The following is a 26,807-nucleotide window of genomic DNA, read 5'->3' as shown; positions in this document are numbered from 1 at the left end:
ACTTGATGCTGATGATGGCGCTGTTAGTTTATGCTCTAGCAACAAGTTGGGGGCTGATGGTGGCGGCTGGAACCCTTTTGGAACTGGGAATTGGGCTAATTGATGCGGGAATTAATGCCTACGTAGTGCAAGAGCAACGCGACGCTAAGTTAATGGGATGGCTCCATGCATTCTTGCGATTATTGGGCAGATACGTTGGTCTGCTCAAACTGTGTGTCTTTCATTCTTATCCTCATCCCTGCTTCTTCATTCTTCACTCTTTTTTATAGCCCCACTGGTGCATCTCTTTGTCCAAATAGCTTTGACAAAATTCAATTTCCGCCTTCGACAACAAGCCCTCATAGCGTCCAACCGCGATCGGGGAAATCGTTTTGCTGTGCCAGCCAACATCGGCAAATCTGGAATTACTACCGCTCCAACCAGCTTGTCCCTGCATTAGCAGCAAATCTGGTAGATATTCTAGATCTAGAAACGCACAGATTAAGCGCACGATCGGCGCAGGTTGCGCCACTAAATCTTCATAGCGAATCACCTGATACGACAGTGGATAGGTTTGTTGCCAGTGATGTGCTAGCCTGGTTGAATTGCGCCATTCCTTACAGCGTTTTTTTAAATCCCAATACCAGCCGCGACTTTTGATTGACACCAGCACATCACGCGGATCACGAATGATGTGCAAAATTTTAGCTGTAGGATAGGCTTGCAACATTGCTTCGGCATAATGCTCTTGAAAGGGAGATTTTAGCCCCCATCGCGATCGTCCTTGTAACCGAGCATACTGCTGTAAAAAATGAGCAAAAATCACGCCACAATCGATCAGTGCTTGTCCCTCTATGCTGATTTGATCTAAGTCCGACAATAGACGCGATCGATCGATTGGTGTTGCTAGGGATTGCACCTTTTTGTGGGACAAAATAGCATCTACAAGCTGAGTGCGAATTGTGGCATCATTTAAATCTTGATTTTTATAGGGTTCATAAAATTCTTGCCACAACGGTAGATCGGACGGATACATAGCTAGCGTTGGATGAGAACCAACGATCGCCCGAACAAGTGATGTACCACTGCGATGCAAACCTGCAATAAATACAGGCTTTTCAGTTATTGTTTCTGCCATTACAGGTTGCAATGAAGCTGCACGCCTAGGAGAATGAGTTGGCATTTCAATCACCCACGAGCAAATAGTGAACGATCACATATTTTTACTAAAGCAATCGACGCTACGGTGGCTGTTGAAGTTGCAAGATTAAGATAATTCTCATGTTTCTGTTCAGCAGTATGATACTGCATGTCACTGATGCTCTACCTTAGGAGCCTATCACTTAGGTTTTCAATACACTTGTTCTTCACCTGAATGAGTGACTTGACCGCAGCGCTAATTTGCTTTTACTATGAGGTACAGCATTTGTATTACTTTACCTAAAAGATTCTCTCGCGTCACATGGGTTGCATACAGTCGCCATCTCTACAGCTTGCTTTAGACCTATTGGGTCTGCGACTACTGCGCCTTGCGCGCAAATAATTTCCCCTGACACTCCCCAAGTTTTTCTACATGCGATCGATTCATCCCACCAGTTGGGAGTAAGTTTGCTACCACTTACCATACCTGTTTTATGTTTGGAGGTTCTCATGGCGCTTGTCTTGAATCTAGTATCACTGCGACTGTTGGTGGGTTGTCAGGTTTGGCATTCGTGGCAACCTGGCAGCCCTGCATTCGCGACATCTTTTGCCACTACACCATCTTCTTGTCGTATCTATACTCACCAAAAATTTAGGAGAAAACGATCGTGTTGAATCATCCCGCTGCCAAATATCGCCCCTTTGTCCCTGTCCAGTTGTCCGATCGCACTTGGCCCAGCAAAACCATCACCCAACCTCCTATCTGGCTCAGCACTGATTTGCGTGATGGCAATCAGGCGTTGATTGAACCCATGAACGTTGACCGCAAGCTGCGTTTGTTTCACTTGTTAGTGCAGATTGGCTTTAAAGAAATTGAGGTTGCGTTTCCTTCCGCTTCACAAACCGACTTTGATTTTGTTCGTCATCTCATCAATCATCATCTCATTCCCGATGATGTAACCATTCAAGTTTTAACTCAAGCTCGAGAAGATCTCATTCGTCGCACATTCGAGTCATTGCGCGGTGCTAAACGAGCGATCGTGCATGTGTACAATGCTACTTCACCTGTTTTTCGCCGTACCGTGTTTGGACTCGATCGAGCCGGAACGATTCAATTGGCAACAACAGCCGCCGCCCTCTGTAACCAGTTAGCAGCCGAACAGCCAGAAACCGAGTGGCGTTTTGAATATTCTCCTGAAACCTTTACCGCAACCGAGCTTAATTTTGCCAAGGAAATCTGTGATGCAGTGCTAGACATTTGGCAACCATCCCCCGATCGCAAAGCCATTATTAACTTGCCTGCTACAGTGGAAGTAGCAACCCCAAATGTATTTGCCGATCAGGTGGAGTGGATGCACCGTCATTTGAAATGGCGAAAGAATGTGGTGTTGAGCGTTCATCCTCACAACGATCGAGGCTGTGGCACGGCAGCCGCCGAACTGGCGCAAATGGCCGGAGCCGATCGCGTGGAAGGATGCTTATTTGGCAACGGCGAGCGCACGGGCAATGTCGATTTGGTAACATTGGCGCTGAACTTATATACCCAAGGCATTCATCCAGGGCTGAATTTCTCCAATATCAATGAAGTCGCGAGAACCGTTGAGTATTGTAACCAGCTACCGATTCATCCTCGTCATCCCTATGTAGGCGATCTGGTCTTTACGGCATTTTCTGGTTCACATCAAGATGCCATCAAAAAAGGATTCGCTGCCCAAGCAGCCAATGCTCTTTGGGAAGTTCCCTATCTGCCGATCGATCCCGCTGATTTGGGCCGCACCTACGAATCAATTATTCGCGTCAACAGTCAATCTGGCAAAGGCGGCATGGCCTTCTTGCTGGAACGCGACTATAACTTGGTAATGCCACGACGTTTACAAATTGAGTTCAGTCAAGTGGTGCAACAAACAATGGATGCCAGTGGCAAGGAAATGACAGCCGAGCATCTCTGGCAGTTGTTTAGTCGCGAATATTTGCAAGTATACGAACCGTTTAAGTATATTTCTCATCACTTATCGGAAGACGAGGAATTTCTGGGTAATCAGATAATCACTGTTGATCTACAATTCCGTCATCAAGCAATCACACGAATCGGCAACGGTAACGGTCCAATCGATGCTTTTCTTCAGGCACTCAATTTAAACCTGTGGGTTCACTCCTACGAAGAACGATCAATGACCCAAGGCAGCGACGCTACCGCAGTTGCCTACATCGAGTTAAGCGGCGATTGCATTCCAGGATCACTTTATGGGGTAGGCATTCACTCCAATATTGTGACGGCTTCGTTGTTGGCTGTTTTAAGCAGCGTGAATCGGGCGATCGATCGATTGGATGCAACTGCGCAAAAGCACCTGTTCAGTCAGTTTTTTGCTGATAAACAGTAGACAGTCGAGAAGTAGATAACAACCTCGATCGTTCAAGCCTTCATTTAGCATCTATAGGGGTACTGATGGCAGTGCCCCTACGTGGTCGATCGTCGCGCCGTCACTTCAATCTCAATACGCATCCGCTCATCTGCCAAGCCAGCTACAATCATCGTAGAAGCGGGTCGAATATCTCCGAAATACCGCCGCAGTACTGGCCAACACGGCTCAAAGTCATCTCGGTTTGGCAAAATGTAGTGGACTCGAACAACATCATTCAGGGTACATCCAGCTTCTGATAGGGCCGCATTAATGTTCTTAAAGCACTGTTCTGCTTGTTCCACTACATCCTCTGAAATAGACATGGTGCTGTAATCAAACCCAGTTGTTCCTGAAACAAATACCCAGTCGCCATCTACAACGGCTCTAGAATAGCCGACATTCTGCTCAAAAGTTGACCCAGAACTAATTAAACGCCGCATCAGAGACTCCTTGATACTAATACTGATTACTCTAATAATGAAGCGAATAAATCGACTATACGAGCACTTAACAGAAGGATTTTTCTAAATCTACATTCTTTAGGCAAACGGCAATTTTGAGTAACAAATAATACTCGTTCAAATCCGTCTTCAGGTGGATAGAGACTGAGCGATAGCAAGGCTAGAGTTTATCTAGGAAATAACCCAAAAGCTTGGAAGCAGATAATCACAACTGTTTCAACTGTTTGGTTGAAGTAGCCATTGCCAGATATGTTTGCATCTACAAACCTGCTCAATAGCCCCATTGATGGCTGAGCTAATGTGCCTTCTAATACTGTAAGTGTGCATCTATCCTACATCTTCAATCTATTTATTGCTAGTCCAGCGCTAAATCATGATTCACTGGCTGGCTAGCATAATCAGGCTTTCCACAGAAAAGCGCTTCAGTGAATTTTACGCCTCACTGGTGTGAGGTCAAGTCGTCTAGCTATTTGTTTGAGTGTGCAAGGAAATGACAATGAATTCAGATCGCAGAAAGAAATCAATTACACAACTCGCAGTTATTATTGGGATTTCTAGTGTTGGGACCTTTCTATTTGGATTGCCAGCCTTATCATCGATCGATTCCGAATCAACTCGCTTCAGTCAACTGAATGCTACAGAGCAAGACAGTTTTTTAATTAGTACTGGCGAATCTGGTGATGGTGGTAATGGCGGTCAGAGTGGTGACAATGGTGGTCAGGGCGACCAAGATGGCAGTCAGGATGGTGGCGATCAAAGCGGCAACGGTGACAATAACGGTGACAATGACCAAGGCGGTAATGGTGGTCAGGATAGCGGTGGTCAAGGTGGTGAGGGTCATGATGGCAGTAGCCAAGGCGGGCAAGGTCGCGGCAATCAAGGCGGCAACGATCGCGGTGGACATGAGAGTGATAGTCAAGGCAACGATCGCGGTGGTAACGAAGGTCGCGGTGATCAAGGTGATCATGATAGCGGCAATCAAGACACTGATCAAGGGGGCGATCGGGGGAATGAACAAGGCAACAATGATTCCAATCGGGGAAATGATCGGGGTGATAGCCAAGGTGATGGTCGTGGACAAGACAGTAGCCAGAATGGCGGTCATGATAGCGGCAATCAAGATACCGATCAAGGGGACGATCGTGGGCAAGATAGCGGTCATGATAGCGGCAATCAAGGTGGCGATCGTGGGCAAGATGGTGAGCGAGATACTGGTAATCAAAATGACAACCAAGGCGACGATCGGGGTAGCGATCAAGACAGTGAGCAAGGGGGCGATCGCGGCGAGGAGGCTGATCGTGGCGAGGATTCCGATCAAGATACCGATCAAAATGATACCGAAGGTGATGAAGCCGAGGATACGACCGACGATCGGGACAATCGAGGCGATTCCGGAATTGGCGAAACGGGTGATGCGTTTGAGGGCATTTCCCGCCCCGGTTTTGCCGAACAAGACGCTGGACAAGATACAACTGTGGACGATGTCAGCAATGTGAGAGATGACGAAGACGATACCGAACCCAGCATTCCCCCGGTTAGCCGTCCTCGCGAACCCCTCCTTCCTCCTCCCTCGACCCAAGCCCCAATCGAACGTCCGACTCGTCCAGCCGCACCTAGCCCCTCTGTGCCGGCCCCCGCTCCCAACAGAAACGGCGTTGGCGGTGGCACAACTGATGATGCGACAGGCGGAGTACGTGCACTTTGGTAGTGCCATGTCCTAGTGGGTGATAAACATACAGAAGGGTAGGCGGTGCCTACCCTTTTCAAATTTTTCGTTCGAGTGCTGTTTACAGGTTGTTTCTTCACTAAATCAATTTATCGATTTACCGATCGAATAGGTGACAAATAACCGTTCCTGCCCCTGCTGGCTCAAAGGGTAAAGTTGTACCATCTCGTTGCGTGCGCAACCGATCACGGCAATTGTAGAGTTCGATCGGACGTTCAACCCCATCTACGCGCACGGAAGCGCGATACTCCCAATAATTTTTGGCGCTGCGTTTGATACTCAAGATGCAAATCGTGTGTTCCCCCGTTGAACGGCAATAAAGAGCCGCCTGAGCCGGAGATATCACCATCAAGCTTCCGATCAGGCTTAGCCCAATTACGCCCAGCCCAAGTAGCCCGATCGCCCATATCCACCACTCTCGCCATCCTTGTTGCTTGCACATTAGAGTTATTTCTCTAGACGTTGCCAGTTTCTGCCACCTTAATTGCAGAAGATAATCCACCTGAAATGAGCGTAAAACCATGAGTGCCCGTTGTAGATGTAAGTGTGAATCCATTTACAATCTAGAACGCCACTCATGCACCCTCCTACTCTACCGATCCACCCAAGTGATGCTCAAGCGGTTTTGGCAACTTCGTCTACCCAACCCCCTCAGCCAGCCGCGATGATGCCAGTTCAATCTACTACGCCGATCGTAGTTAATTCAATAATTGCGCTGTTAATTCTCAGTTTATTTGCGATGATTGTTCACAAGAAACGGCGAGCAACGCTGCTGCGTCAACGCATTCTGCTTTTAGAAAAACTGTGGTTACTAGAATCGCATAGTCCGTTTGAGGAACAAAAATAACGTTATTTTGAAAGCTACTGTTCTTGATATATTAGCCTGGTACCCGTTGATCTTGCTTCTGAATCTTGCCTCCCAAACCACCCTCATCCCCCAGTCCCTTCTCCCAGAAAAGATACCATGGTGGTTTTAGGTCGTTCTGCGGGCGATCGAGGCAGCTACAAGTGGGAAGAGGATAACATCAAGGTTGTTTAGAGTGGTATTACGTTGGCATAGCAACGGTGGTCAACGTGAACGTAGGTTCTTGCATTCGGGCTGTATGCGGCAGCTGGATTGCTTCAGTCGTTTTAACTACTTGGGTTTTGCCATAACTGGCTATTCGTCTGCTTCTAGCATCTCTGTAGAAAACGGATTGAGGAAATTAGCTGGTTCAGCGTCTAGTAGGTCAGGCGTTTGCAGGACGAATGGTAAACCAGCACCTTTCAAGCCCCGGCAAATGCGATCGGGTGTCTTTGGAAACACCACAAACAGCGGGCGAATTTGTTCGGCTCCTTCGCTGAGGATGTGCTGATAGCGACTGGGCATGATCCACTCGTAGCCGTTGTCCAGGTAAATCTGAGTTTGTCGCCACCGGCCGAGCAACTGCGAGAAATCTTCGTTGGGGCGATGAATGAAGAGAAACAATTCCACCCCGGTTTTAATTTTCCACTCTGGATCGCACATCAGCATGACAACCTCGCAAGGTAGTCGTACTAATTCGCCGGATACTGCACCTGTTTTCCCTATAGATGCAACAGATCGCACCCGAATCAGGGGCAGCGGAATCGAAATTAGGCTGTCATGGGGACGGCGCATACTGGGAATCATTTCCAGATACGGTCGATATTGTTTGAGTAGAGCGATCGCCCCAGACTGGTTGCTACAGGTGGCTAGCACAGTTTCGTAATGCGCTTGATGAGACATAAATTAGAGAACCTGCCCTTACTTGATGGCATCCATGATGCTGAAGATGGGCAGATACATGGCAACGAGAATTGAACCTACCATACCTCCCAGCACCACAATCATGATCGGTTCCATCACGCTCGTTAGGGCTTTGACGGCTTGTTCCACTTCATCTTCATAAAAGTCAGCTACTTTCATCAGCATGGTATCAATTTCGCCCGTTTCTTCTCCAATACTGATCATCTGAATTGCCATGACTGGAAAAACTTGTTCTCGTTGCAAGGCTAGACTAATCATGCCGCCAGTTTGCACTTCAGTACGCGCCGCATCGATCGCATTAGCAATCACTTGGTTGCCTGCTGTATCTCGAACAATCTCCAGCGCTGTCAAAATGGGAACGCCCGATCGAGATAGTGCACCAAAGGTACGGCAGAAGCGAGCCGTAGCGGTTTTTTGCACCAAGTCACCAAACAGAGGCATTTTCAGGAAAAACCGATCCATTGTTTGCCGACCTGTCTTAGTTTTATAAAACTGTTTGTAGGCAATAACAAGGGCAACGATCGTCACAATTAAAATGCCCATATAGAGCGGCGTTCTCAGGAATTTGCTAATGCCCATCATAAAGGCGGTGAAAGGCGGCAGTTTTGCGTCCAGATCTTCAAAAATTTTGGCAAAGATGGGCAGTAGAAATAGGGTCATGCCCAGAAACACAGTAACGGCAATAAACCCGACGGCTACTGGATAGGTCATGGCTGATTTTATTTGGTTCTGAAGGCGAGAGACATCTTCCAGCAATTTGGCCAACCGGTTCATCACCTCATCCAGCACACCGCCTACTTCACCCGCCTGCACCATGCTGACATACAGCCCATCAAAGCACTTAGGATGCTTGCGCATAGAATCTGATAAGTTGGTTCCCTGTTGCACATCAGCGCTGATCTCTTGCAGGGCTTTTTTTAATTTGGGATTAGGGCATTGATCGGCTAGAATTCCTAAACTGCGCACCATCGCTACCCCAGCATTCACCATTACGGCGAATTGACGCGAGAAAACAGCCTTATCTTTGACCGTGACGCTGGCCATCGAGTTCTGCAAATCTTCCAACTTCAAAGAATTGAGCGTTTCTATCACCCCCCGTGCTTCGGTCAATTTCTGAACATACAATCCTTGTCCTCGCAGCACAGTCCGAGCTTCACTCGGAGAATTCGCTGAAATTTTTGTTTTGCGAAGATTGCCCTTATTATCTCTGGCACGAACAATGTAGGTAGGCATAGCTCGATTCTGTATCGATGGAATTTTGTATCAATGAAGAGAGGTGAGGGGCATCAGTTCGATTCCCTTGAAATTCAATAGGGGGATTGAGCTTTGGAATCTGAAACAAATTTAGTGTCGAACAGCCGCTTTAGCGGGTTGGGCAGCAGGCGGCGGTGTGCTTCCAATTAGGCGCTGTACTTCATCGGGTTTTGAGGTTTTAGACATTGCGGCTTCAAAAGAGATGGTGCCTGCTTTGTAGAGATCGGCCAGGACTTTCTCTAGGGTTTGCATTCCATGCTTGCCGCCCGTTTGGATGGAGGAGTAGATTTGTGCCGTTTTGCCTTCGCGAATTAGGTTAGAGATAGCAGGTGTCACGACCATAATTTCTTGCGCCATGACTCGTCCATATTCACCCGGTTTAGGATTCTTTTTGGGTACGAGCGTTTGGCTGAATACTGCCACTAGGGAGTTAGATAGCTGCACCCTGACTTGGGTTTGACGCTCGGATGGAAATACATCGATCATGCGATCGACCGTTTGTGCAGCAGAACTAGTGTGGAGTGTGCCAAATACCAAGTGCCCCGTTTCGGCCGCTGAGATTGCCAGAGAGATTGTTTCCAGGTCGCGCATTTCACCCACCAGAATGATATCTGGGTCTTCTCGCAGTGCCGCTTTGAGGGCGTTGGCAAAGCTTTTTGTGTCTTCGCCTAATTGTCGCTGGTGCACCAAGCTTTTGATCGGTTCATAAACAAATTCGATCGGATCTTCCACCGTTAAAATGTGTTCGGCACGGGTGCGGTTGATTAAGTCAATCATGGCAGCTAACGTTGTGGTTTTGCCCGATCCCGTTGGACCCGTTACCAAAATCAAACCTCTAGGTTTTTCAGACATTTCGCGGACAATATCTGGCAGCCCTAGCTTTTCAAAATTAGGAATTTTAGAACTTAATGCTCGTAAACATGCAGCATATGTCCCTCGATCTTTATAGACATTGACGCGAAACCGGGCTAAGCCCTTGACGCCATAGGAGCAGTCCAATTCCCAATTTTGCTCTAGGGTTTTGCGCTGCGTGTTGTTCAACATACTGAAAATTAGCCGCTGACATTGCTCTGCGGTCATGGGTTCATCACCAATCGGTGTTAATTTACCACTAATGCGAAAGTAAGGCGGCAATCCAGCTGATAGATGAAGATCGGAACCTCCCATTTCAATCAGTTGTTCCATTAAATCTTCAATCATTAATTCCATAGTGCATTTCCTCTAGGTGAAATTAGGGAAGTCGGGGTTAGGGGTTGGGGTGAAAGGCGAAAGAATGAAAGATGAATGGAAACCTGACTCAGCAATTTGTTAGATCGTTAGTCCTGAAATCGAGGTGTGGTGCAGTAAGGACAATCTAGCCACTCTTGTTTGAGTCCGGCTCCACAGCAGCGGCAGGTCAGTGAGGTTTTACGCTTGGCCTTTAGCTCGGACTCGACACCGGAATCGGTCAGAGTGACGCGCTCAACTTCTTCTAGGGTGGTGGAACCTTGCCGAACTAAATTGAGGCTATAGGCCAGCAAGGTTTTCATGCCTTCTTCCACAGCGACTTCTTTAATGCGTTCAGTGGGTGCACCTTCAGTAATCAGGGTTTGCAGCCGTTCAGTGATGCGCATAACTTCGTATACACCGCAACGTCCTTTGTATCCAACGCCTTTGCAGGTTGGACAGACATTTCCTCCTGCCTGAGCCACTTCATCGGGGCTGAGGCTATTGGCTTTGTAAAACACGACATCAATTTCTTTAGAACTTGACAAACCAAAGCGGGCCAGTTCATCCGAGGTGGGAGTAAACGGAATGCGGCAATCGGGGCAGACCCGTCGCACGAGTCGCTGAGCCAGAACTCCCAACAGTGAACTGGAGACCATGAAGGTTTCAATGCCCATTTCATCGAGTCGGGCGATCGCACTAGCCGCATCATTGGTGTGCAGTGTGGTTAAAACTAAGTGTCCCGTCAAAGCCGCTTCGATCGCCGTTTTGGCGGTTTCTTTGTCTCGTGTTTCACCCACCAGAATCACATCCGGGTCTTGCCGTAAGAAAGCTCGCAGAATTGAAGCAAAGTCCATGCCTTTTTCCCGAATAACCTGCACCTGCGTTAAGCCGGGGAGCGTGTATTCGATCGGATCTTCGGCGGTACTGATATTGACGCCAGGGTCGTTACGCTCGGCTAGGGCGGAATACAGCGTGGTGGTTTTCCCTGACCCAGTGGGCCCTGTTACTAGGATCAGTCCAAAGGGACGTGCCACCATGTCTTGCACAATCTGTAAGGTTTCAGGATCGGTGATTAGCTTGTTGAGTCCCAGTTGCGTCGCAGAGTTGTCTAGAATGCGTAGAACCACCTTCTCACCATAACGGCTGGGTAAAGTGTTCACCCGAAAGTCTACCTTACGATTATCAAACAGCCGCCGAATTCGCCCATCTTGGGGCATCCGTCGCTCGGCAATGTCCAGATTTGCCATGATTTTGAAGCGTGCAGTTAAAGCTGGAATGATTTTTTTAGGCAGCAGTTCAAACCCCAACCGCAGCACGCCGTCTTTACGAAAGCGAATGCGTAAATGTTCTTCTTGCGGCTCAATGTGAATATCTGAAATCCCTTCTTGAAGGGCTTTGGCCAGAATTTTGTTGGCTAGGGCGACGATCGGAGCGGCTTCCGGATCTTGGAGCGCGGCATCCAGATTAGCATCGGCGTCATCGACTGTATCTTCTAGATCGAGATAGTCTAGGTTTTCAATATCGCTTTTAACATCAACTTTGGCTTGGAACTCAAGCTGCTTCTGTTTTTCAACCTGTTCGTCAAGGTACTGAGAAATAATGCGCTGATAGTCCTCAGCCGTAATCACCAGTCGTTGCAGCCCTAACCCCTGCGGTCGGAGAATGCGGTTGAGATCGTCCTGGGCGGATAGATCATCTGGATCAACCATTGCCACTAACACAAATGGCGGTTCAGTTTCGCTGCGAGACAGGGGAATGAGACGATAGCGACGGCACAGGTCGATCGGAAACAGCGTTTCAATCAGCAAATGCATCTGTGCTGAATTAACTTGACTAATTTCGGGATCGAGCGATTCGACGCCGTAGAGAATCTTTAGCTCAAACAGTTGCTGCTTCTTGTACTGGCGCAATAGATCTAGCGGAAGCTGCTGCCCAGTCATCATTGCCAGAATATCAGTCAGCGGGCGTCCTGTTTTGCGGCTTTCAATCAGCGCTTGCTGCATCTGTTCACCGCTAACAAAACCGGATTTAACGAGCTTATTGCTGAAAGGGGAAAAATTTTGTTGAACGACCAGGGCACGCCGTGGCGACGAGGAGTTAGCCATAGTTGATGCAGACGGGGTTTGCACAGATTCTCGTACAGATAGAGTGTGCCCACGATTTCCCCTAAAGTTAAGGGATTACCGTTTGGAATTGGCTTGATATTCTATGGTGTAAGGTAATGTCTTGGCTGGAACACTGCTATGCTTTCACAAATTGTGCGTCCCATGGTTCGCACCCAACTTCGATTATTGGCCAACACCCAAGCCACACGATCGACCTTGGTTGCTACAATTGCCCAATGGTTAAGCTTTTTAGGCGTCAAAGCTGAAGTGACAGAGCTTAATACTCAATCAAATCAGATTTGCGTCTCCTTGACAGTGGGCAAGCCCGAAGCCTGTGACGATCGAGATTGGGAACAGATTTTAAAAAACCTGGATCAACCGAAAACCAATGCCGAAACGGCCCAAGCCATCTCTGCGCTGACGGCGAAACAAGAACTGAAGTTGCAGCGTTTGTTAGCCTATGTCATTCAAGTAGGTGATCCCAATCGACCTGTGGAGTGGGACGCTTTGCAACCGCAGCTTGCATCATTAGGGTTTAGTGAGGAGATGTTGCTGGGCATTAAGTCTGCTTTGAAAGTGCCGCAGGCTCTCGATCAACTCACCGAGAATTTGGATGCGGATGTAGCGGCTTTGGCGTTATCAAAAGCGGTGGGAATTGCGCTACTCGATCGCCAAGTCAACCCTTTAGAAGACAAAGCCCTTTCTGCGCTATTGGAGGCGATGAAGCAGTAAACGAATTCTACGCCTTCATATTCTATCGAAACAGGGCAATTTCCGATCGTCTGATCACGCAAATTGGTTAAAAAAGTCACTACGCACCTATGAAATTCATGAACTCTTTAACAATGGCAAGTAGTTCTTTACCCTTTCAAAAAAGTAAAGTAGACTGTGTTGCAGTTATCTATAGTCATGCCCCTAGACGTAGGTAAAAAATTACCTGTGTCTGTATATTCACTAGTAAATTACCAGGGTTCCCATGGAGTTCAGCCCAATTTTTTTAGTGGGTGCCGAACGTTCTGGCACTACCGTGTTCCGTCTGATGCTCGATCAGCATCCCGATATTTCAGTCTGTTCGGAGTTTGAGTATATTGTTGATTCGCTGGTTGGTTGTGATGGCTGGCCTGATCTAGCTGCCTTTCATCACCGATTGCGCTCAAACTGGATCTTCCAAGAGCATGGGTTTGAAATTGATCCCTTGCTTTCCTATCCAGAACTTGCCAACTCCTTTTTAGAACAAGTTCGTCAGCGCAAAAATGTTTGTCAGGTGGTGGCGGTGGTGCATCGCAATTTTGATCAGCTTCAGCGCATTTGGCCCAATGCTCGTTATATTCATATTGTTCGTGATCCCAGAGATGTGGCTAAATCGGTGATTGGTATGGGCTGGGCTGGAAATGTCTGGCATGGAGTCCGCTTCTGGATTGAAGCTGAAGAGATGTGGAACCACATGCAGTCCAAAATTTCAAGCGATCGCATCATTGAAGTCAAATACGAAGACTTAATTAGCTCATCAGAATCCGTATTGAAGCGAGTTTGTCAATTTGCTGGAGTAGACTATGACTCTCGGATGTTGGATTATCCGACAACGACGACCTACTCCAAACCCAATCCAAACCTGATTCACCAGTGGCGCAGAAAGTTACAGCCGCGTGAAATAGAATTAGTCGAAGCGAGGGTAGGAGCACTCTTACCTCAGCGCGGATATGAACTCAGCGGACAGCCAATCTCCTATCCTTCACTCCCTGAACAACTGTGGTTGAAGATAGAAGATAAGGTAGGCTGCTTAAATCACCGATTACACCAGTTAGGATTTTGGCTGTTTATTGGGGAATATATTAGTCGCAAGTTCAACATCAAGCCTTGGCAACATCAGCTTGAACCTCAGCTTGCCGCGATTTGGCGCAGTAGCTTGAAATGATACTTGCCGCGTATTCCTTACATACGACAAGCGGATGCTGCATAGAATCCACCTTACTGCCTTCTCCTCCCCTTGTTAAGGGGAGGTTGGGAGGGGTTAGTACACTGTGCAACCTCATAGAGAATTGGCCTTACTTAAAATAAGTCTTACTTAAAATAAATTAGTAGGTTCAACCCTGGAATAGTACGGGAGAGCGTCCATAGCAAAAGGGCAAAGTACATGATGCCGAGGCTCCACTGATACCAAGCCAGGGTTGTCATTAGTCCGGGCATATGTTCGTCACGCAGCCGAATATCATTAAAGCCAAATCTCAACAGGTTGTTGAGGCTAAAGTCAAAGTAATTGAGCCAACTCCAGCGCCGATTCCAGAGAATGTAGGAATAACGCTCTCGAAATAGGGGATAGCTGGGAATAATCGGTAATCGACCAATCAAGAAGCGTAACTGGCGTAAGGTGCCGTCTTCAACAAAATAGCTAGTAGTCAGCAGATCGTGATAACGGCCACGCCAATACATTAGCCCCAATAACGTCACAGGCATGGGTACAATCAAAAGGCTGAGGCTGGCGATCGTCAACCAGGGCTGCTCAGCGGTGCGGAAGATAGCCGACAATCCGGTCAAGCTCAGCAGACTAGAGCCACTCAGCATCCAAATGGTTTCCTCCAAGGTGGGAACAATTGGTTTTGGGTGCAGACGACGCAGGCGATCGGCCAGCCAGAAGACAACACTGAAAAAAGCCAACGCCACCATGCCAACGCCAAAAACCAGCCAGAAGCTTGTGCCATAGCGCGTGAGCAATAGCAGCAAGTCCAATCCTAACCAACGCAGCCCCACCAATAGCCAATTCACAGGCGAAAGGGCCGTTCCTGCCACTGCTCGATCGCGCACTTTGACATAGGTGGCTAAATCGATCGTGTCCAGTTTCAGTAGATCATTCAAGCTGCGGAAGGGTTGCTGATTCCGGGCTTGCACAATAGCGGTGATTTGTTCGGTCGAAAACCCGATCGCTTGCAGTTGGCTAGGGGTGGCCGTATTCAAATCCGTTCCCACCAAGCGTTGCCGCAGGGCCCGTAGTCGTAACTTTTCTTTGGTGTACTCAATTTGATTCGCATCGGGAATTTGTTGTAGTTGGCGAAAATTTTGTACCAGCTTGCGCAATAGGGTTTCGTTGCCTTGTAGGGTGGGTACTGACAGCACCCGTCCCAGTTGTCCCGGATCACCTAAAAGGGTGGCTTGTTTCGGATCAAATTGCAAATTAGGAATGTTGAGGTATGCATTCGCAGCAAAGGCCGCATCTGCAAAATCGGCTTGGGCTAAGATACTGGCACCGCGCAAATTCACCGACTCGTTGAACTGTGCTTGGCGAAAACTGGCGAGTTTTTCAAACACCGTTTCAGTCAAAAAGAGAGACTTAGCGAATTTGCTGCGATCGAACAGCACCGTGTCTTGCCAGCGGGTTTGGGCCAAATCCGCAATCTCGTGCCACTGAATCCGGCTGAAGTTAGCAAACTGGAACACAGCTTGATGAAAACTGGCTGCTCCAGCAAATTCACTGCTTTGGAAATTGGTACTACCCCGAAATTGACTTTGATTAAAGCGCCCTCGATTGAAAAAAATGGTGCTACGAAAACGAGCCTCTCGCTGAAACACGGCTCCGGTGAAGCTAGCTGCTTGTCCAAAGCGAGCTTCTGACCAATCGGTATCTTGGGTAAATACGGCTCCATCGGCTTCCACCCGTCCAAGGAAAAACGTATTGGTGAACTGAGCAAGCCCCTCGAAGCGAGTTTGCAATAGTGCCAAGTTTCCGCGCAGAACCGTAATTTGCAACGGTGTTACCGGAGTTTGGGCCAGCAACGATCGTGACAGTTGGCTGAGTTGGGACAGTCGCCGTCGATCGCGTTGCAGTTGAGCCTGTTCCGTTTCCGTGAACATGGGTAATGTGGTTTGTCCATACAGCGGCACGCGAATTCCCAATTCGCTGAGGTCTAAGTCCCCTTGAATGAGGGAATAACTGAAATCCAACCCTAGGGGGGTAGAGGATCGTTGAAGCTGCGATCGAACTTGTCGATAAAACTGATCGCGAAAGGCGGCATTCTCTGGACGCAAATCAATAATGAAGCGGCGAAAATCTAACGTTTGTACTCCTTCACTGGCTGTAGGCGACTTCAACCGTTGCTGCAATTGTTCTAGCGTTAGGGGAGTGCGATCGACTGGCACAGCCGCCTCAGCCGCAGGAGTCAGCATTCCAATTGCCACTAACAGCAGCAGAATCAGGGCTATTGGTTGCAAACATTGCTTACAGCCATAGCTCAGTTGCAGCTTAAGTCGAGTCAGGCAGCTAGTGGAAAAATCGGTGATCGAACTATGCAAATTAGTTGAAATACCAGTGATGTTGGTAATTGACTCTAGTCCTTTCACTGTACTGCTTGTGGCGATCGGTGTTCAATAGTTTCCCACTATCCACTATCCTTTGTCCTCGTTCCTTGTCCTTCCTAATCTGCTCCTCTCGCATTCCTCGCGATAAGATCAAGTCTGAAGCTACTGGTTCCCGCTATGACTTGGCGACGATTCTCGGCACTTTTGCTAACTCTGTTATGTTGGTTGAGTTGGGGGGGTCCGGCGTGGGCAGATTGGACGATGCCTTTGTCTTACAGCAACGCTCAGTTGAAAGGACGAGACTTTTCCAACCAGGAATTGCAAGGCTCTGAGTTCTCCAACGCCAATCTGGAATTAACAAATTTTTCTAACTCAGATGTGCGAGGAGCGGTATTCAGCGCTTCAACGATGACGCAAGCGAATCTACACGGGGCCGATCTCACCTACGCCATGATTGATCAGTCTGATCTAACTGGGGCTGATTTGAGTGATGCCGTGTTGGTCGAGACAATTCTGCTGCAATCCACGTTTGACAATACGGATATCACTGGGGCCGACTTCACCGATGCCATTCTGGATGGAGCACAAGTAAAAGAATTGTGTCAGCGAGCCAGTGGCGTCAATTCTAAAACTGGGATTGCCACACGCGAGTCCTTGGGCTGTCGGTAAAGCGCGTCTGTATATTCGTGTGGATGGCAACCACAGGTTTTGTCTAGTTTTAGTCAAAGTGCTGGAATAATCATGGTGAGAACAGTCGGGATTATTGGGGGGGGGCAACTGGCTTGGATGATGGCGGCTGCCGCTTCAAAACTGGATGTGGAGTTAGTGGTGCAAACGCCAAGTCCGACTGATCCAGCGGTGTCGATCGCCACCCATACTATCTTTGCGCCAATTGCCGATGCTAGTGCTACAGCCAAATTAGCCCGATTGTGCGAAGTCATCACCTTTGAAAACGAATTTATTGACCTCGAAGCGTTACAACAATTGGAACAGCAAGGCGTTTGTTTCTATCCACGTCTCCACTCTATTGCACCACTGCTAGATAAATTTCATCAGCGATCGTACTTGCGCGATCGGGGATTGCCCACCCCTCAATTTGTTGCCTTGGAAGCCCACTCGGATCTGACCCAACTAGGGTTTCCGGTGGTGCTGAAATCACGGCGGTTAGGTTATGACGGACAGGGCACTTTTATCATAAAAGACCAACCTCATCTGCAACAGGTGCTAGCACAATGCCATGTAGGTTGCATTGGGGAAAGCAGTCTCGAGCCGAATCGCTGGCTGCTGGAAGAGTTTGTGCCGTTCGATCGCGAGTTAGCCGTTATGGCAGCCCGATCGCAGTCTGGAGAGATGGCTGTATATCCTGTGGTAGAAACGCAGCAGGAAAACCAAGTGTGCCGGCGAGTTATTGTCACACGCGATTTAGACGCTTCTGTAGTTGAACAGGTGCAAACGATCGCCCACAAACTGTTAGCCAGCCTAGAGTTTGTGGGCATCATGGGCATTGAATTCTTCCTCAGCCGCACGGGACAGGTGTTGGTGAACGAAACGGCTCCCCGCACCCACAACTCTGGACATTATAGCCTCGATGCTTGTGTGACTTCTCAGTTTGAACAACAGTTGCGGGCCGTGTGTCAGTTGCCCTTGGGTGATCCGTCTCTACAGGGGAGCGGAGCCGTGATGGTCAATTTGCTGGGCTATGAAACGGCTGAAAGCGACTATGCTGACAAACGCCAGCAGCTAGCTCAATTGCCCAATGCGCATGTTTATTGGTATGGCAAATCGATCGCCCGACCGGGCCGTAAACTAGGGCATGTGACGGTGCTGTTGTCAGAAGGGCAAGGACGAGCCGCCGCCTTACACCAAGCTGAGACGATCGAGTCGATTTGGTATGGCTAAGCTTAGTACAGCTAAGCCATTGCTGCTGTGGTTTGATCCGCATCGGCTCGGTCTGTGCGGTATTCTGAAGGCGTAGGTCCTGTACAGTTGGGTAACAAAGAGGAAGGATGAAATTTGGCGTCATTGTTTTTCCCGGATCGAATTGCGATCGCGATGTGGCGATGGTGACTCGCGATTTGCTGCAACAGCCTACTCGCATGGTTTGGCATGAAGACAGCGATCTGTCTGATCTGGATGTGGTAATTGTGCCCGGTGGCTTCAGCTACGGCGATTATTTGCGCTGCGGGGCCATTGCCCGGTTCTCGCCAGCTATGCAGGCCACCATTAAACATGCAGAACAGGGTAAGTTTGTACTAGGCATCTGCAATGGGTTCCAGGTGTTAACCGAAGCCGGACTGTTGCCGGGAGCCTTGATGCGCAATCGAGATTTGCATTTTGTCTGCGATCGAGTGCCGTTAAAAGTTGAGCGTGCTGATTTGCCGTGGACACAAGCATATCAACCGGGGCAGATCATTACGCTGCCGATCGCTCACGGAGAAGGCTGCTACTATGCCGATGCTCAAACCTTGAAAGATCTGGAAGCCAATCGGCAAGTGTTATTTCGCTACTGCACCTTAACGGGGGAGAGCACCGTTGAGAGCAACCCCAATGGTTCGCTGAACAACATTGCTGGCATTTGTAACCGTCGCGGTAATGTCCTAGGGATGATGCCGCATCCAGAACGTGCCTCCGACCCCATGTTAGGCAACACAGACGGTATTCACCTGTTCAAAGGACTGCTGCAAATGGCAATGGGAATTGGACGTTGAGAGCGATTTCAACATCATACATTCGACATCGTACTTAATTGTACTTAAACGATATCCTTCTTTCGTCGTCTCTGCAAAGTCAAAAGGCTGCGCTAGAGCAACTGGTTATGAACGACTAGACAGTTGTTTAACATAAATTCGCACCTGAACTGTGCCATAGCGTTCACGCAAAAGGTTCTCCAATCGTTCTGTAATGAGATGACCGATATTGACAAATTCTGGATGCAAACTGATGTGCATTTGAATCAATACATAGCGACCAATCACTCCCTTCGATCGAATTTGTTGACACGCAGCAATGCCCTCAACCTGTAACACCAATTTTGCCAAAACTTCTGGAGCAATGGCAACTTGATAAACCATTGATGGAACTTGCCAATTCAACATCCGCCACACGCTAGGAACAAGCATCAGCAACAGCACGATTGCCATCAGCGAATCTAGCCAGACATAGCCCAGCGCCACCCCTGCTAATCCTAATAACATTAAGATAGTTAACCAAATATCCTGCAAGACGTGATTGGCATTGTGACGCAGCGCCGCAATCTTCAAAACTCTAGACTCATATCGTTCAAACAATACTAAACAGATATGAACAGACTCCACCATAGCCAGGAGCCAAAGTAACGGAGCATCGACTTGTATTGCAGGTAACAAAGACGCAGGGTGCATCAGCGCTTGAAACTGGTAGGTTGCTACCCCCAGTAAGGTACACCCCAAAAAACCTAACGTCCCCACCAATAGCAGTACCGCTAGGGTATCTCGCTTTCGGTGTCCCCATATTTCCTGTCCCTTGGTGTGACGTAGGGATGCGATCGCAAACGCACTCAACAGGGTACTGAAGCTATCAACCAGAACATGCAACGCATCGGTCAATAAACTGAGCGATCGGGTTGCCCAGCCCGCCCACAATTTGATGGCTAAAATTAATACCGTCAACCACAGAACAACGAGTACGACTCGATAACCTGCTTTGTAAAAATGTTGTACCTCCTCCATAGCCAGAGGCTAGCATAGGCAATTTCAGTTTGAGTATGGTGTTTCAGCCCACAGCCCCCCTTGTTACCAAGGTGGAATAAGTAGGATCAACGGTCAGTTATGGTGATGAAAGTGAGGGATAGTATCACATTCACAGTTCTTTTGGAAAGACTGCGACCTCGATCGAGTTTCACAAGCAAGGCTCACGATCAATCACGACCAATCACGACCACGACCAACATGAGGAGTTCGGAAGTCCCAACGGCTCATCTAGTCTTAGATTGCCCAATTTTTAACTAGCATGAAATAACGGTGATAGAAGCACCCAGAGAATTTCCTATTCACCCAATCTGAAAAAATCTCATCTAAGATCGCAATATCAGATGCAATCTAGGCCGACATCTGCGCTTGCAGCTAGACCGCAGGACCCTTAAGCAAGCGATCGTGTGCATCGGTTCGGCAATTCACCTGAAGTTGATCGGTTGTTCGGTGCAACTCGGTTGCCGAAACAACAGATTCTCTGCTGTAGTCAGCAACGTCTATGCCCCTTAGATCTAAATTTACTGCACTGCATTCGCTGAGGACATCGCAATGGAGAGGAAGCAAACATCCTACTTACTTTGGTTGACCATTTTTTTGGGCTTTGGAGGGCTACATCGTCTTTACAATGGCAAAATTGCGACGGGCGTGCTCTGGTTTTTCACCTGGGGCTTGTTTGGCGTCGGTCAAATGGTCGATCTGCTGTTAATTCCCGACATGGTAGACGAGCATGAATTACGTCGGCGAATGAAGTATGGACTGCTGTATGATCCGTCTCAACCCGTTGTGACTCGCACGCTGGAGCCTCCGCAGTTGGCAACTCCGCAAGCACCGTTGAGAATTCAGCTACTAAAAGCAGCCCAAGCTCGCGGTGGTAAACTTTCTGTAACTCAAGGGGTGGTGGACACAGGGGCCGATTTTGCAGAAGTTGAAGCTGAATTGACCGCCATGGCTAAAAAAGGCTATGCCGGAATTCAAAATGATCCCAACACAGGCGTGGTGCTCTACGATTTTCATGAGTTGTGATGGACTAGCTCATACTGCAAGCTCGCCCGGAAAACCTTTTTGCTAGGTGGTGGGCACGGCTCGTCCTACCTAGAGCGCTTTGCATAGGACTTTGGTCTCCTAGGTGACAAACGCTTCTAGTATGAGACTGGATGAGAATTGAGCATTGGCTATTGAGGATGGGCACTCTAGCAGAAACGGTGGGCTGAGGTAGATCTCATCTGGTAGATCTTCAAAGAAGGCGCACTGTTCGATCGCACCTGCTGCGTGTCCCCCTTTTCCTATTAGCCACTATGACCTCGAATGCTCCGACCTTCAGCCAATTGCCGCAGCCAACACCGATACCCTCCTTTGCAGATCTCAGTATTTCGATCATTGTTAGTGATTTGTCCAATAGTGGAGCTGGGCGCTGGGGGGGCGCAGTGCGACCCTTCTTGTTATCCCAAGCGCTACAAAAACTGGGGTGTCGCGTCAAACTTGTGGGGTTTTGCTTTGGCGACGCTGGGGCGATCGAATCCACCCCTGACCTGCCAATCGATGCGATTCCTGGGCAACCCTATCCCGGCTTTGGGCGATCGGTACGATCGGCGTTGCGGCAAATCGATGGCGACATCATTTATGCCTATAAACCCAAACCCACGAGTTTTGGTGTGGCCTTGCTGCAAAAGCTGCGTACTCATCGTCCCCTAATTTTGGACATCGATGATTGGGAACTGAGTTGGCATGGCGGTGACAAGTGGCACTATCGTCCTTGTGTAAAACAGCTTGCTAGGGATCTGCTCAAACCTAATGGTGCCCTGCGACTGCCTGATCATCCACTCTATCTGAAATGGACGGAACGGTTGATTAGTCAAGCCGATGCCGTCACTGTACATACGCAATTTTTGCAACGCCGATTTGGGGGCACTTATGTTCCCAATGGCAAGGATGTGGTACTGTTCAACCCTGCTCGCTATGACGTTCAGGCGCTCAAGCAAAAATATGGTTTAAGCCATTACCGCGTGCTGATGTTTCCTGGTGCACCACGTCCCTATAAAGGTGTTGAGGATGTATTGACGGCGATCGAACAACTTCGTGATCCAACCCTGCGCTTGGTCATTGTGGGGGGGAGTCCATACGACGATTACGACAGCCACCTGCTGGCGAAATGGGGAGATTGGATCATCAAGCTCCCCAAAGTTCCCCATACGCTCATGCCAGAGGTAATTGCCGCAGCCGATGTGATTGTGGTGCCGCAGCGAAATACGCCCGCCGCCCAAGCGCAATTTCCCTTGAAATTAACTGACGGAATGGCAATGGCCAAGCCAATTTTGGCAACTCGTGTGGGCGATATTCCTGGCATTTTGAGCGAGACGGGCTATTTGGTTGATCCAGACGCACCGGAACAGCTAGCCGCACAAATTCGGTGGATCTTTGCTCATTTTGAGGAGGCGATCGATCGCGCTCAGTACGCCAGACAGCGCTGCATCGATTATTACAGCCTTGACGTAATGGCTCTGAAACTAGCGGATGTGATTACACAAGTTGGGCGATCGATTTAGCAAGTGCCTGGGGTAGGTCGCTGCTGGTCGGGATGAAGATGAGCCTGTCGCTTTTTTCCAGCAGCAGGGAATTCTACAGGTGAACTTACTGATTGTCCCATCTTCCTGTAACGCATGTCCTCCAACCAGCTACTTTACAATCTGGCGCTACGATATCCTAGATGGATTGTCACTAATATCTTGTTGGGGTTTTCGGGCGCATTATTCAATGGCGTCAGTACAGCCTTAATTGTGCCTGTTTTTCTGAGTTTATTAGGGCAAGAGATCGTCTTTGAAACAGGGCCGCCTGTGATTCGGAAGTTGCTAGCTCCGTTTGCCGGCATGGATGACCACCAAAAGCTGTTGGCAATGTCCAGCGTTATTTTTGGCTTCATTCTTCTGAAAAGTTTGGCGGTATATGCCAGTAATTTGGCGTCGAACGCCCTCAGCCGTAAGCTGACCTCTGATTTACAGGAAGAGGGACTGAAATTACTGTTGGATGTAGATCTTGATTATTTCGCCAGGGCCAAAGCCGGGGATTTAATGAATCGCTTGGGAGGTGAAATGAATCGTGCTAGTACGACGATCGGCACGGCTATTCATCTAATCATTACTATCATCACCATCTTTGTATTCGTCGGGCTACTGATTTCAATTTCATGGCAATTGACAATTGCAACTACGTTACTTTTGCCAATCTCTCCGCTAATCAGTCAACTTATCATTAGTCGAGCCAAGCGCTTCGGCAAATTAATCACCACGATTAACCAAGAATATTCTGGGCATCTAATCGAAATCTTTGCCGGAATTCGGTTAGTCAAAGCCACTGGTACAGAACAGCAGGAGTTTCACTATCTGAGAAACCTGATTCGCAAGCGTGAGCACGTTGAATTTCAATCTCGTATGGCTTCGTTGGCCATTCCACCCATCAGCGAAATCAGTAGTTTGCTTGCCTTATTTATCTTAGTTCTTCTAGGAAGAATTCTGTTTGCCAATCAACTCGATGCGCTTTCGGCTGCGTTACTGACGTATATTGTTGTGTTGTTTCGACTGTTGCCATTCGTGGCTCAACTGAATGGTCTACGTGAAAACTTAGCTCGATCGGCCGCTTCTGTAGATGTGGTTCACGATCTATTGCGAGCGGATAACAAGGCGTTCATGCCCAACGGCTCGATCATCTACCCGTCTATTCGCACTGGCATTACCTTTGAAAATGTTTCGTTTGCCTATCCCGAAAGCACGCATCGGGTTCTACAAAATATCTGCTTGTCGATTCCAAAAGGAACCACCTTAGCACTAGTAGGTTCGTCGGGAGCGGGAAAAACGACGCTAGTCGATTTGCTGCCTCGCTTCTATGATCCAACCGAAGGGCGGATTGCTATCGATGGTACTGATCTACGGCAGTTCGATCTCCGATCGCTGCGACAAGCGATGGGAATTGTGAGTCAAGATACGTTTTTGTTTAACGATTCCATTCGCAACAACATCGCCTATGGCTGCGGGAATGTCACGGAAGCGGCGATCGTAGAGGCTGTGAAACGAGCCAATGCTCACGAATTCATTCAGCGGTTGCCGGAAGGATTAGACACGATGATTGGCGATCGAGGTACGATTTTATCAGGTGGACAGCGTCAACGCATTGCCATCGCTCGGGCTTTGTTACGCAATCCGGAAATCCTGATTCTGGATGAGGCGACTAGTGCGCTGGATACGGTTTCGGAACGATTAGTACAGCAAGCCCTCGATACGCTGAGCCAAGACCGCACCACAATTGTAATTGCCCATCGCTTGTCAACGGTGCAGAAAGCCCATCAAATTGCTGTGCTCGATCGTGGCAAGGTGGTGGAATTGGGAACCCATGAACAACTGTTGCAACGGCAGGGGCATTACAGTCAGCTTCATGCAATGCAGTTCTCAGAGACCCCCAAGCCACGCGCATACCATCTCGATTCCAGCCAAATCCTGGCTCAGACCTCCTATGAACTGCGTTCACATCTCAATTCCATGCTGGGTTCGCTGAGCCTGCTGATTGATTACAATGCCAATACGTTGGAAGAACAAGATGAATTAGCCGAAGAAGCTTACCGCGCTGCCACGGGATTGTTGAAGACCGTGAAGCAGTTAGAGGAAACCTATCGATCGTTGGCTCGTCAACAGTCTGAGTTAGCCAACTACCAAGACCCTGTGCTTCCACCATCCGACTTAGCGGCAACCGTTAATGGAAACCGTCTTGAGTGAGGCGATCGGTTGAGTTCAACAACTGAACTGCTTCAGCGTGCATCAAGGCAATGTCTGGATCGCGTTGAATGGCTCGATAGTACCGTTTTTGCAGGGTTGTTCCCTCTGCCGCAGGCTGGAGTAATTTGCGGGCATCTTCCAACAATCCATTAGCCTCGGTCAGGGTCGTTGAATTTTTGGGACTGACCACCTCGTCAATTTGAATGATGAACTGTGAGATGGGGCGCAACCAACTAAACCACTCGTGACTGATTACAAGCTGAAAAAACTCACCTGTTGATTGAATGCGTCCATGAAACTGCTCATAGACAATCCGTTCAGAGTTCAGCAACGCTTTGTGCAAACGCAGTAAGACTAGGCGTAATTCACGCAAACGTTGCAGAGTAGCATCCAGAGAATTTTCTGAAGACATCGGTCAACCAATTTCAATAAGCACTTTTTTATCTTGTCATAAATAGAGAGGAACGACTGTTGACCCATAAATAGGTCAAGTTTCGGCGAGAAACTGCCCTAGATCCTAACTGAAACGAGAAAGATGCTCTATCCTAAGTAGCGTAATGATACTGGGCTAATTCAAGGACAATGGCCGAGCAATCCGTCACAAATTTTCTCAAACGATATGTGATCAAAATCATTCGATCGCCCATCTCTCGTCTGCTGCTTCAGACTTCCTTGAAATGGCAACGAGACAACTGTATGGATATGGGGGCGGCCTTAGCCTACTATGCCTTGTTTTCTCTGGTTCCAACCATCTTGGTAATTCTCAGCATTTTTGGGTTTTTGGTTGGGCCCAACACCTATATCTACAATCAAATCTTTATTATTTCACGGGAGATTTTACCACCAGAAGCGAGCCACATTGTGATGGAAGTCCTGGTTCAATTGAGCCAAGATAGAGTAGGGGTAGGCGTGGTGGGATTTATCTTATTGTTGATTGCAGCTAGTAGCTTTTTTGCCGCGCTCGATCGAACCTTTGATATTATTTGGGAGACCGCAAAACGTTCAGCCACTGATTCGGGTATTAATGAAATTGCGATAGCGTTTATTAAGCGCAAGATCTTTTCGTTTGTGCTAGTACTTGGCGCAGGTGGATTATTGGTAATCTCTCTTCTATCTAATATTATTATTCGCATTATTCTACGATTAATTAAAGAATTTAGCGATCAACTAAATATTGTTGAAATTGATATTTTTACCACGTTGCAATTGCTGCAACTCATTTCTTCGTTCCTAATCTTAACGCTAGTATTAATGGTGCTGTTTAAAGCATTACCTTCAGTGCGCGTGACTTGGGGAGATGTATTGCTAGGCTCCATCATCACAGCCACATTATTTATGATGTTGCAGAATCTAGTCAGCCGCAGTGTGATTAGCTTTGGCAGCCAGTTTAATTCCTATGGGGTTGTAGGCGGCGTGATGGTATTGATGGTGTGGATCTACTTGACTAGCCAAATTTTCTTTTGGGGAGGTGCATTCACCTATGTCTATACCAAAATGTTTGGCAGCCGCCGCACGTTGCCGGGTCGATCGCTCTGAATCTATGCCGTTCTGCCAATGACGATGGCAAGTGTATTCTGTTCACAACAATTTGGTAAGTTTACAAAAACATTACTTTCACAGCAATTCGTTGAGTTCTTCATCAAGCTTTCAAGCCGCTTCTCTTGGCTCTGATTCGGAGAGTGCTATGGTAAATAGACACTTTATTTATCTGGTTCTTACCTTATCTGGTTCTCCTATCAGCGGCATCAGCCCTTTAGGTAAGCAGGTTGAGCGACTTTGTTTTCTTATTAATATTTTTTTGGTTTCTGATGAAGACAGATCAAATACTCATTGTGATTGCAGCAATTGGCTTAATTTTCTTAGCCGGACATCTTCAATCGCGGTTAGATACCTGTAAGCGACTACAACAAAAAACAATCGGCTGCGTGTTGCAAATTTAGTTTACCATTTCACTGTATTCCTTATTCCTCATCTTTTTGTCATAC

24 protein-coding genes are annotated in these 26,807 nt (G+C 48.1%); 14 read left to right on the top strand and 10 right to left on the bottom strand.

The window, feature by feature from the left end; translation table 11 throughout:
* Positions 1–11: 11 nt before the first annotated feature.
* Positions 12–269 (top strand): hypothetical protein, encoded by a 258-nt coding sequence (locus OXH18_RS21335; protein ID WP_268609483.1) that lies wholly within the window; start codon positions 12–14, stop codon positions 267–269.
* Here OXH18_RS21335 and OXH18_RS21330 read toward each other — a convergent pair.
* A complete protein-coding gene (locus tag OXH18_RS21330; protein ID WP_268609482.1) occupies positions 254–1,117 on the bottom strand; it encodes a sulfotransferase family protein in 864 nt (287 codons plus the stop codon). The two genes, OXH18_RS21335 and OXH18_RS21330, sit on opposite strands and share 16 nt — an antisense overlap.
* A 670-nt stretch (positions 1,118–1,787) precedes the next feature.
* Between OXH18_RS21330 and leuA the strand changes: the two genes are divergently transcribed.
* A complete protein-coding gene (leuA, locus tag OXH18_RS21325) occupies positions 1,788–3,500 on the top strand; it encodes a 2-isopropylmalate synthase (RefSeq protein ID WP_268609481.1) in 1,713 nt (570 codons plus the stop codon).
* A 77-nt stretch (positions 3,501–3,577) separates the two neighbouring features.
* Here the strand turns inward: leuA and OXH18_RS21320 are convergent, their stop codons facing one another.
* On the bottom strand, positions 3,578–3,961 hold the full coding sequence (locus OXH18_RS21320; protein WP_268609480.1) for a RidA family protein: 384 nt from the start codon (positions 3,959–3,961) through the stop codon (positions 3,578–3,580).
* A gap of 517 nt (positions 3,962–4,478) precedes the next feature.
* On the opposite strand from OXH18_RS21320, the gene OXH18_RS21315 reads away from it, so the two are divergent.
* Positions 4,479–5,690, top strand: a complete 1,212-nt coding sequence (locus OXH18_RS21315; RefSeq protein ID WP_268609479.1) for a hypothetical protein — start codon at positions 4,479–4,481, stop codon at positions 5,688–5,690.
* A gap of 115 nt (positions 5,691–5,805) precedes the next feature.
* Here the strand turns inward: OXH18_RS21315 and OXH18_RS21310 are convergent, their stop codons facing one another.
* Positions 5,806–6,150 carry a hypothetical protein gene (locus OXH18_RS21310; protein ID WP_268609478.1) on the bottom strand — a complete coding sequence of 115 codons (345 nt, stop codon included), beginning with the start codon at positions 6,148–6,150 and terminating at the stop codon, positions 5,806–5,808.
* A 135-nt stretch (positions 6,151–6,285) separates the two neighbouring features.
* On the opposite strand from OXH18_RS21310, the gene OXH18_RS21305 reads away from it, so the two are divergent.
* Positions 6,286–6,555, top strand: a complete 270-nt coding sequence (locus OXH18_RS21305) for a hypothetical protein (protein ID WP_268609477.1) — start codon at positions 6,286–6,288, stop codon at positions 6,553–6,555.
* 312 nt (positions 6,556–6,867) lie between these two features.
* On the opposite strand, the gene OXH18_RS21300 is transcribed toward OXH18_RS21305, so the two are convergent.
* The 4 genes from OXH18_RS21300 to OXH18_RS21285 all read right to left on the bottom strand — a co-directional run bounded on the left by OXH18_RS21300 (position 6,868) and on the right by OXH18_RS21285 (position 12,044).
* Entirely contained in the window at positions 6,868–7,455 is a 588-nt protein-coding gene (locus OXH18_RS21300) for a hypothetical protein (protein WP_268609476.1), read from the bottom strand.
* Between the two features lie 18 nt (positions 7,456–7,473).
* Positions 7,474–8,709: a type II secretion system F family protein gene (locus tag OXH18_RS21295; RefSeq protein WP_268609475.1), complete on the bottom strand. Its 1,236-nt coding sequence runs from the start codon at positions 8,707–8,709 to the stop codon at positions 7,474–7,476.
* 111 nt (positions 8,710–8,820) lie between these two features.
* Positions 8,821–9,939: a type IV pilus twitching motility protein PilT gene (locus tag OXH18_RS21290; protein WP_268609474.1), complete on the bottom strand. Its 1,119-nt coding sequence runs from the start codon at positions 9,937–9,939 to the stop codon at positions 8,821–8,823.
* Positions 9,940–10,046: 107 nt separating this feature from the next.
* Positions 10,047–12,044 (bottom strand): GspE/PulE family protein, encoded by a 1,998-nt coding sequence (locus OXH18_RS21285; RefSeq protein WP_268609473.1) that lies wholly within the window; start codon positions 12,042–12,044, stop codon positions 10,047–10,049.
* 138 nt (positions 12,045–12,182) lie between these two features.
* Here OXH18_RS21285 and OXH18_RS21280 point away from each other — a divergent pair, with 138 nt between their 5' ends.
* Positions 12,183–12,776 carry a hypothetical protein gene (locus OXH18_RS21280; protein ID WP_268609472.1) on the top strand — a complete coding sequence of 198 codons (594 nt, stop codon included), beginning with the start codon at positions 12,183–12,185 and terminating at the stop codon, positions 12,774–12,776.
* Positions 12,777–13,020: 244 nt separating this feature from the next.
* The gene (locus OXH18_RS21275) at positions 13,021–13,959 is read left to right on the top strand and encodes a sulfotransferase family protein (RefSeq protein ID WP_268609471.1); all 939 of its coding nucleotides are present in this window, start codon (positions 13,021–13,023) and stop codon (positions 13,957–13,959) included.
* A gap of 146 nt (positions 13,960–14,105) precedes the next feature.
* Here the strand turns inward: OXH18_RS21275 and OXH18_RS21270 are convergent, their stop codons facing one another.
* Entirely contained in the window at positions 14,106–16,202 is a 2,097-nt protein-coding gene (locus OXH18_RS21270) for a pentapeptide repeat-containing protein (protein ID WP_449369406.1), read from the bottom strand.
* A gap of 309 nt (positions 16,203–16,511) precedes the next feature.
* On the opposite strand from OXH18_RS21270, the gene OXH18_RS21265 reads away from it, so the two are divergent.
* The 3 genes from OXH18_RS21265 to purQ all read left to right on the top strand — a co-directional run bounded on the left by OXH18_RS21265 (position 16,512) and on the right by purQ (position 19,042).
* Positions 16,512–17,003: a pentapeptide repeat-containing protein gene (locus tag OXH18_RS21265; RefSeq protein ID WP_268609469.1), complete on the top strand. Its 492-nt coding sequence runs from the start codon at positions 16,512–16,514 to the stop codon at positions 17,001–17,003.
* Positions 17,004–17,078: 75 nt separating this feature from the next.
* Positions 17,079–18,233: a 5-(carboxyamino)imidazole ribonucleotide synthase gene (locus OXH18_RS21260; protein WP_315874774.1), complete on the top strand. Its 1,155-nt coding sequence runs from the start codon at positions 17,079–17,081 to the stop codon at positions 18,231–18,233.
* Between the two features lie 107 nt (positions 18,234–18,340).
* Entirely contained in the window at positions 18,341–19,042 is a 702-nt protein-coding gene (gene purQ, locus OXH18_RS21255; RefSeq protein WP_268609467.1) for a phosphoribosylformylglycinamidine synthase subunit PurQ, read from the top strand.
* Positions 19,043–19,147: 105 nt separating this feature from the next.
* Here purQ and OXH18_RS21250 read toward each other — a convergent pair whose 3' ends face one another.
* A complete protein-coding gene (locus tag OXH18_RS21250) occupies positions 19,148–20,041 on the bottom strand; it encodes a cation diffusion facilitator family transporter (protein WP_268609466.1) in 894 nt (297 codons plus the stop codon).
* 570 nt (positions 20,042–20,611) lie between these two features.
* On the opposite strand from OXH18_RS21250, the gene OXH18_RS21245 reads away from it, so the two are divergent.
* The 3 genes from OXH18_RS21245 (at position 20,612) to OXH18_RS21235 (ending at position 24,822) form a co-directional block, all read left to right on the top strand.
* Entirely contained in the window at positions 20,612–21,085 is a 474-nt protein-coding gene (locus tag OXH18_RS21245; RefSeq protein WP_268609465.1) for a TM2 domain-containing protein, read from the top strand.
* A gap of 272 nt (positions 21,086–21,357) precedes the next feature.
* Complete coding sequence (locus tag OXH18_RS21240; protein ID WP_268609464.1) at positions 21,358–22,605, top strand: glycosyltransferase family 4 protein; 1,248 nt, start codon at positions 21,358–21,360, stop codon at positions 22,603–22,605.
* 114 nt (positions 22,606–22,719) lie between these two features.
* Positions 22,720–24,822: an ATP-binding cassette domain-containing protein gene (locus OXH18_RS21235; protein WP_268609463.1), complete on the top strand. Its 2,103-nt coding sequence runs from the start codon at positions 22,720–22,722 to the stop codon at positions 24,820–24,822.
* Here OXH18_RS21235 and OXH18_RS21230 read toward each other — a convergent pair.
* Positions 24,800–25,234, bottom strand: coding sequence for a hypothetical protein (locus tag OXH18_RS21230; RefSeq protein ID WP_268609462.1), 435 nt, complete (start codon positions 25,232–25,234; stop codon positions 24,800–24,802). The genes OXH18_RS21235 and OXH18_RS21230 overlap by 23 nt on opposite strands.
* A gap of 170 nt (positions 25,235–25,404) precedes the next feature.
* Between OXH18_RS21230 and OXH18_RS21225 the strand changes: the two genes are divergently transcribed.
* Positions 25,405–26,358: a YihY/virulence factor BrkB family protein gene (locus OXH18_RS21225; protein WP_268609461.1), complete on the top strand. Its 954-nt coding sequence runs from the start codon at positions 25,405–25,407 to the stop codon at positions 26,356–26,358.
* A gap of 272 nt (positions 26,359–26,630) precedes the next feature.
* Positions 26,631–26,762, top strand: a complete 132-nt coding sequence (locus tag OXH18_RS21220; RefSeq protein WP_268609460.1) for a hypothetical protein — start codon at positions 26,631–26,633, stop codon at positions 26,760–26,762.
* The last annotated feature ends 45 nt before the right edge of the window (positions 26,763–26,807 follow it).

This window comes from Thermocoleostomius sinensis A174, assembly GCF_026802175.1.
GTDB classification, from domain to species: domain Bacteria; phylum Cyanobacteriota; class Cyanobacteriia; order Elainellales; family Elainellaceae; genus Thermocoleostomius; species Thermocoleostomius sinensis.
The sequence above is the reverse complement of the archived record's forward strand: the minus strand, read 5'-3'. Positions and strand labels throughout refer to the sequence as shown.

Bases quoted from the DNA above. Each gene is read 5' to 3' on its own strand.
- OXH18_RS21335 (WP_268609483.1), top strand. From the start codon at position 12: ATGATGGCGCTGTTAGTTTATGCTCTAGCAACAAGTTGGGGGCTGATG.
- OXH18_RS21330 (WP_268609482.1), bottom strand. From the start codon at position 1,117: ATGGCAGAAACAATAACTGAAAAGCCTGTATTTATTGCAGGTTTGCAT.
- OXH18_RS21320 (WP_268609480.1), bottom strand. From the start codon at position 3,961: ATGCGGCGTTTAATTAGTTCTGGGTCAACTTTTGAGCAGAATGTCGGC.
- OXH18_RS21315 (WP_268609479.1), top strand. From the start codon at position 4,479: ATGAATTCAGATCGCAGAAAGAAATCAATTACACAACTCGCAGTTATT.
- OXH18_RS21310 (WP_268609478.1), bottom strand. From the start codon at position 6,150: ATGTGCAAGCAACAAGGATGGCGAGAGTGGTGGATATGGGCGATCGGG.
- OXH18_RS21305 (WP_268609477.1), top strand. From the start codon at position 6,286: ATGCACCCTCCTACTCTACCGATCCACCCAAGTGATGCTCAAGCGGTT.
- OXH18_RS21300 (WP_268609476.1), bottom strand. From the start codon at position 7,455: ATGTCTCATCAAGCGCATTACGAAACTGTGCTAGCCACCTGTAGCAAC.
- OXH18_RS21295 (WP_268609475.1), bottom strand. From the start codon at position 8,709: ATGCCTACCTACATTGTTCGTGCCAGAGATAATAAGGGCAATCTTCGC.
- OXH18_RS21290 (WP_268609474.1), bottom strand. From the start codon at position 9,939: ATGGAATTAATGATTGAAGATTTAATGGAACAACTGATTGAAATGGGA.
- OXH18_RS21285 (WP_268609473.1), bottom strand. From the start codon at position 12,044: ATGGCTAACTCCTCGTCGCCACGGCGTGCCCTGGTCGTTCAACAAAAT.
- OXH18_RS21280 (WP_268609472.1), top strand. From the start codon at position 12,183: ATGCTTTCACAAATTGTGCGTCCCATGGTTCGCACCCAACTTCGATTA.
- OXH18_RS21275 (WP_268609471.1), top strand. From the start codon at position 13,021: ATGGAGTTCAGCCCAATTTTTTTAGTGGGTGCCGAACGTTCTGGCACT.
- OXH18_RS21270 (WP_449369406.1), bottom strand. From the start codon at position 16,202: ATGCTGACTCCTGCGGCTGAGGCGGCTGTGCCAGTCGATCGCACTCCC.
- OXH18_RS21265 (WP_268609469.1), top strand. From the start codon at position 16,512: ATGACTTGGCGACGATTCTCGGCACTTTTGCTAACTCTGTTATGTTGG.
- purQ (WP_268609467.1), top strand. From the start codon at position 18,341: ATGAAATTTGGCGTCATTGTTTTTCCCGGATCGAATTGCGATCGCGAT.
- OXH18_RS21250 (WP_268609466.1), bottom strand. From the start codon at position 20,041: ATGGAGGAGGTACAACATTTTTACAAAGCAGGTTATCGAGTCGTACTC.
- OXH18_RS21245 (WP_268609465.1), top strand. From the start codon at position 20,612: ATGGAGAGGAAGCAAACATCCTACTTACTTTGGTTGACCATTTTTTTG.
- OXH18_RS21240 (WP_268609464.1), top strand. From the start codon at position 21,358: ATGACCTCGAATGCTCCGACCTTCAGCCAATTGCCGCAGCCAACACCG.
- OXH18_RS21235 (WP_268609463.1), top strand. From the start codon at position 22,720: ATGTCCTCCAACCAGCTACTTTACAATCTGGCGCTACGATATCCTAGA.
- OXH18_RS21230 (WP_268609462.1), bottom strand. From the start codon at position 25,234: ATGTCTTCAGAAAATTCTCTGGATGCTACTCTGCAACGTTTGCGTGAA.
- OXH18_RS21225 (WP_268609461.1), top strand. From the start codon at position 25,405: ATGGCCGAGCAATCCGTCACAAATTTTCTCAAACGATATGTGATCAAA.
- OXH18_RS21220 (WP_268609460.1), top strand. From the start codon at position 26,631: ATGAAGACAGATCAAATACTCATTGTGATTGCAGCAATTGGCTTAATT.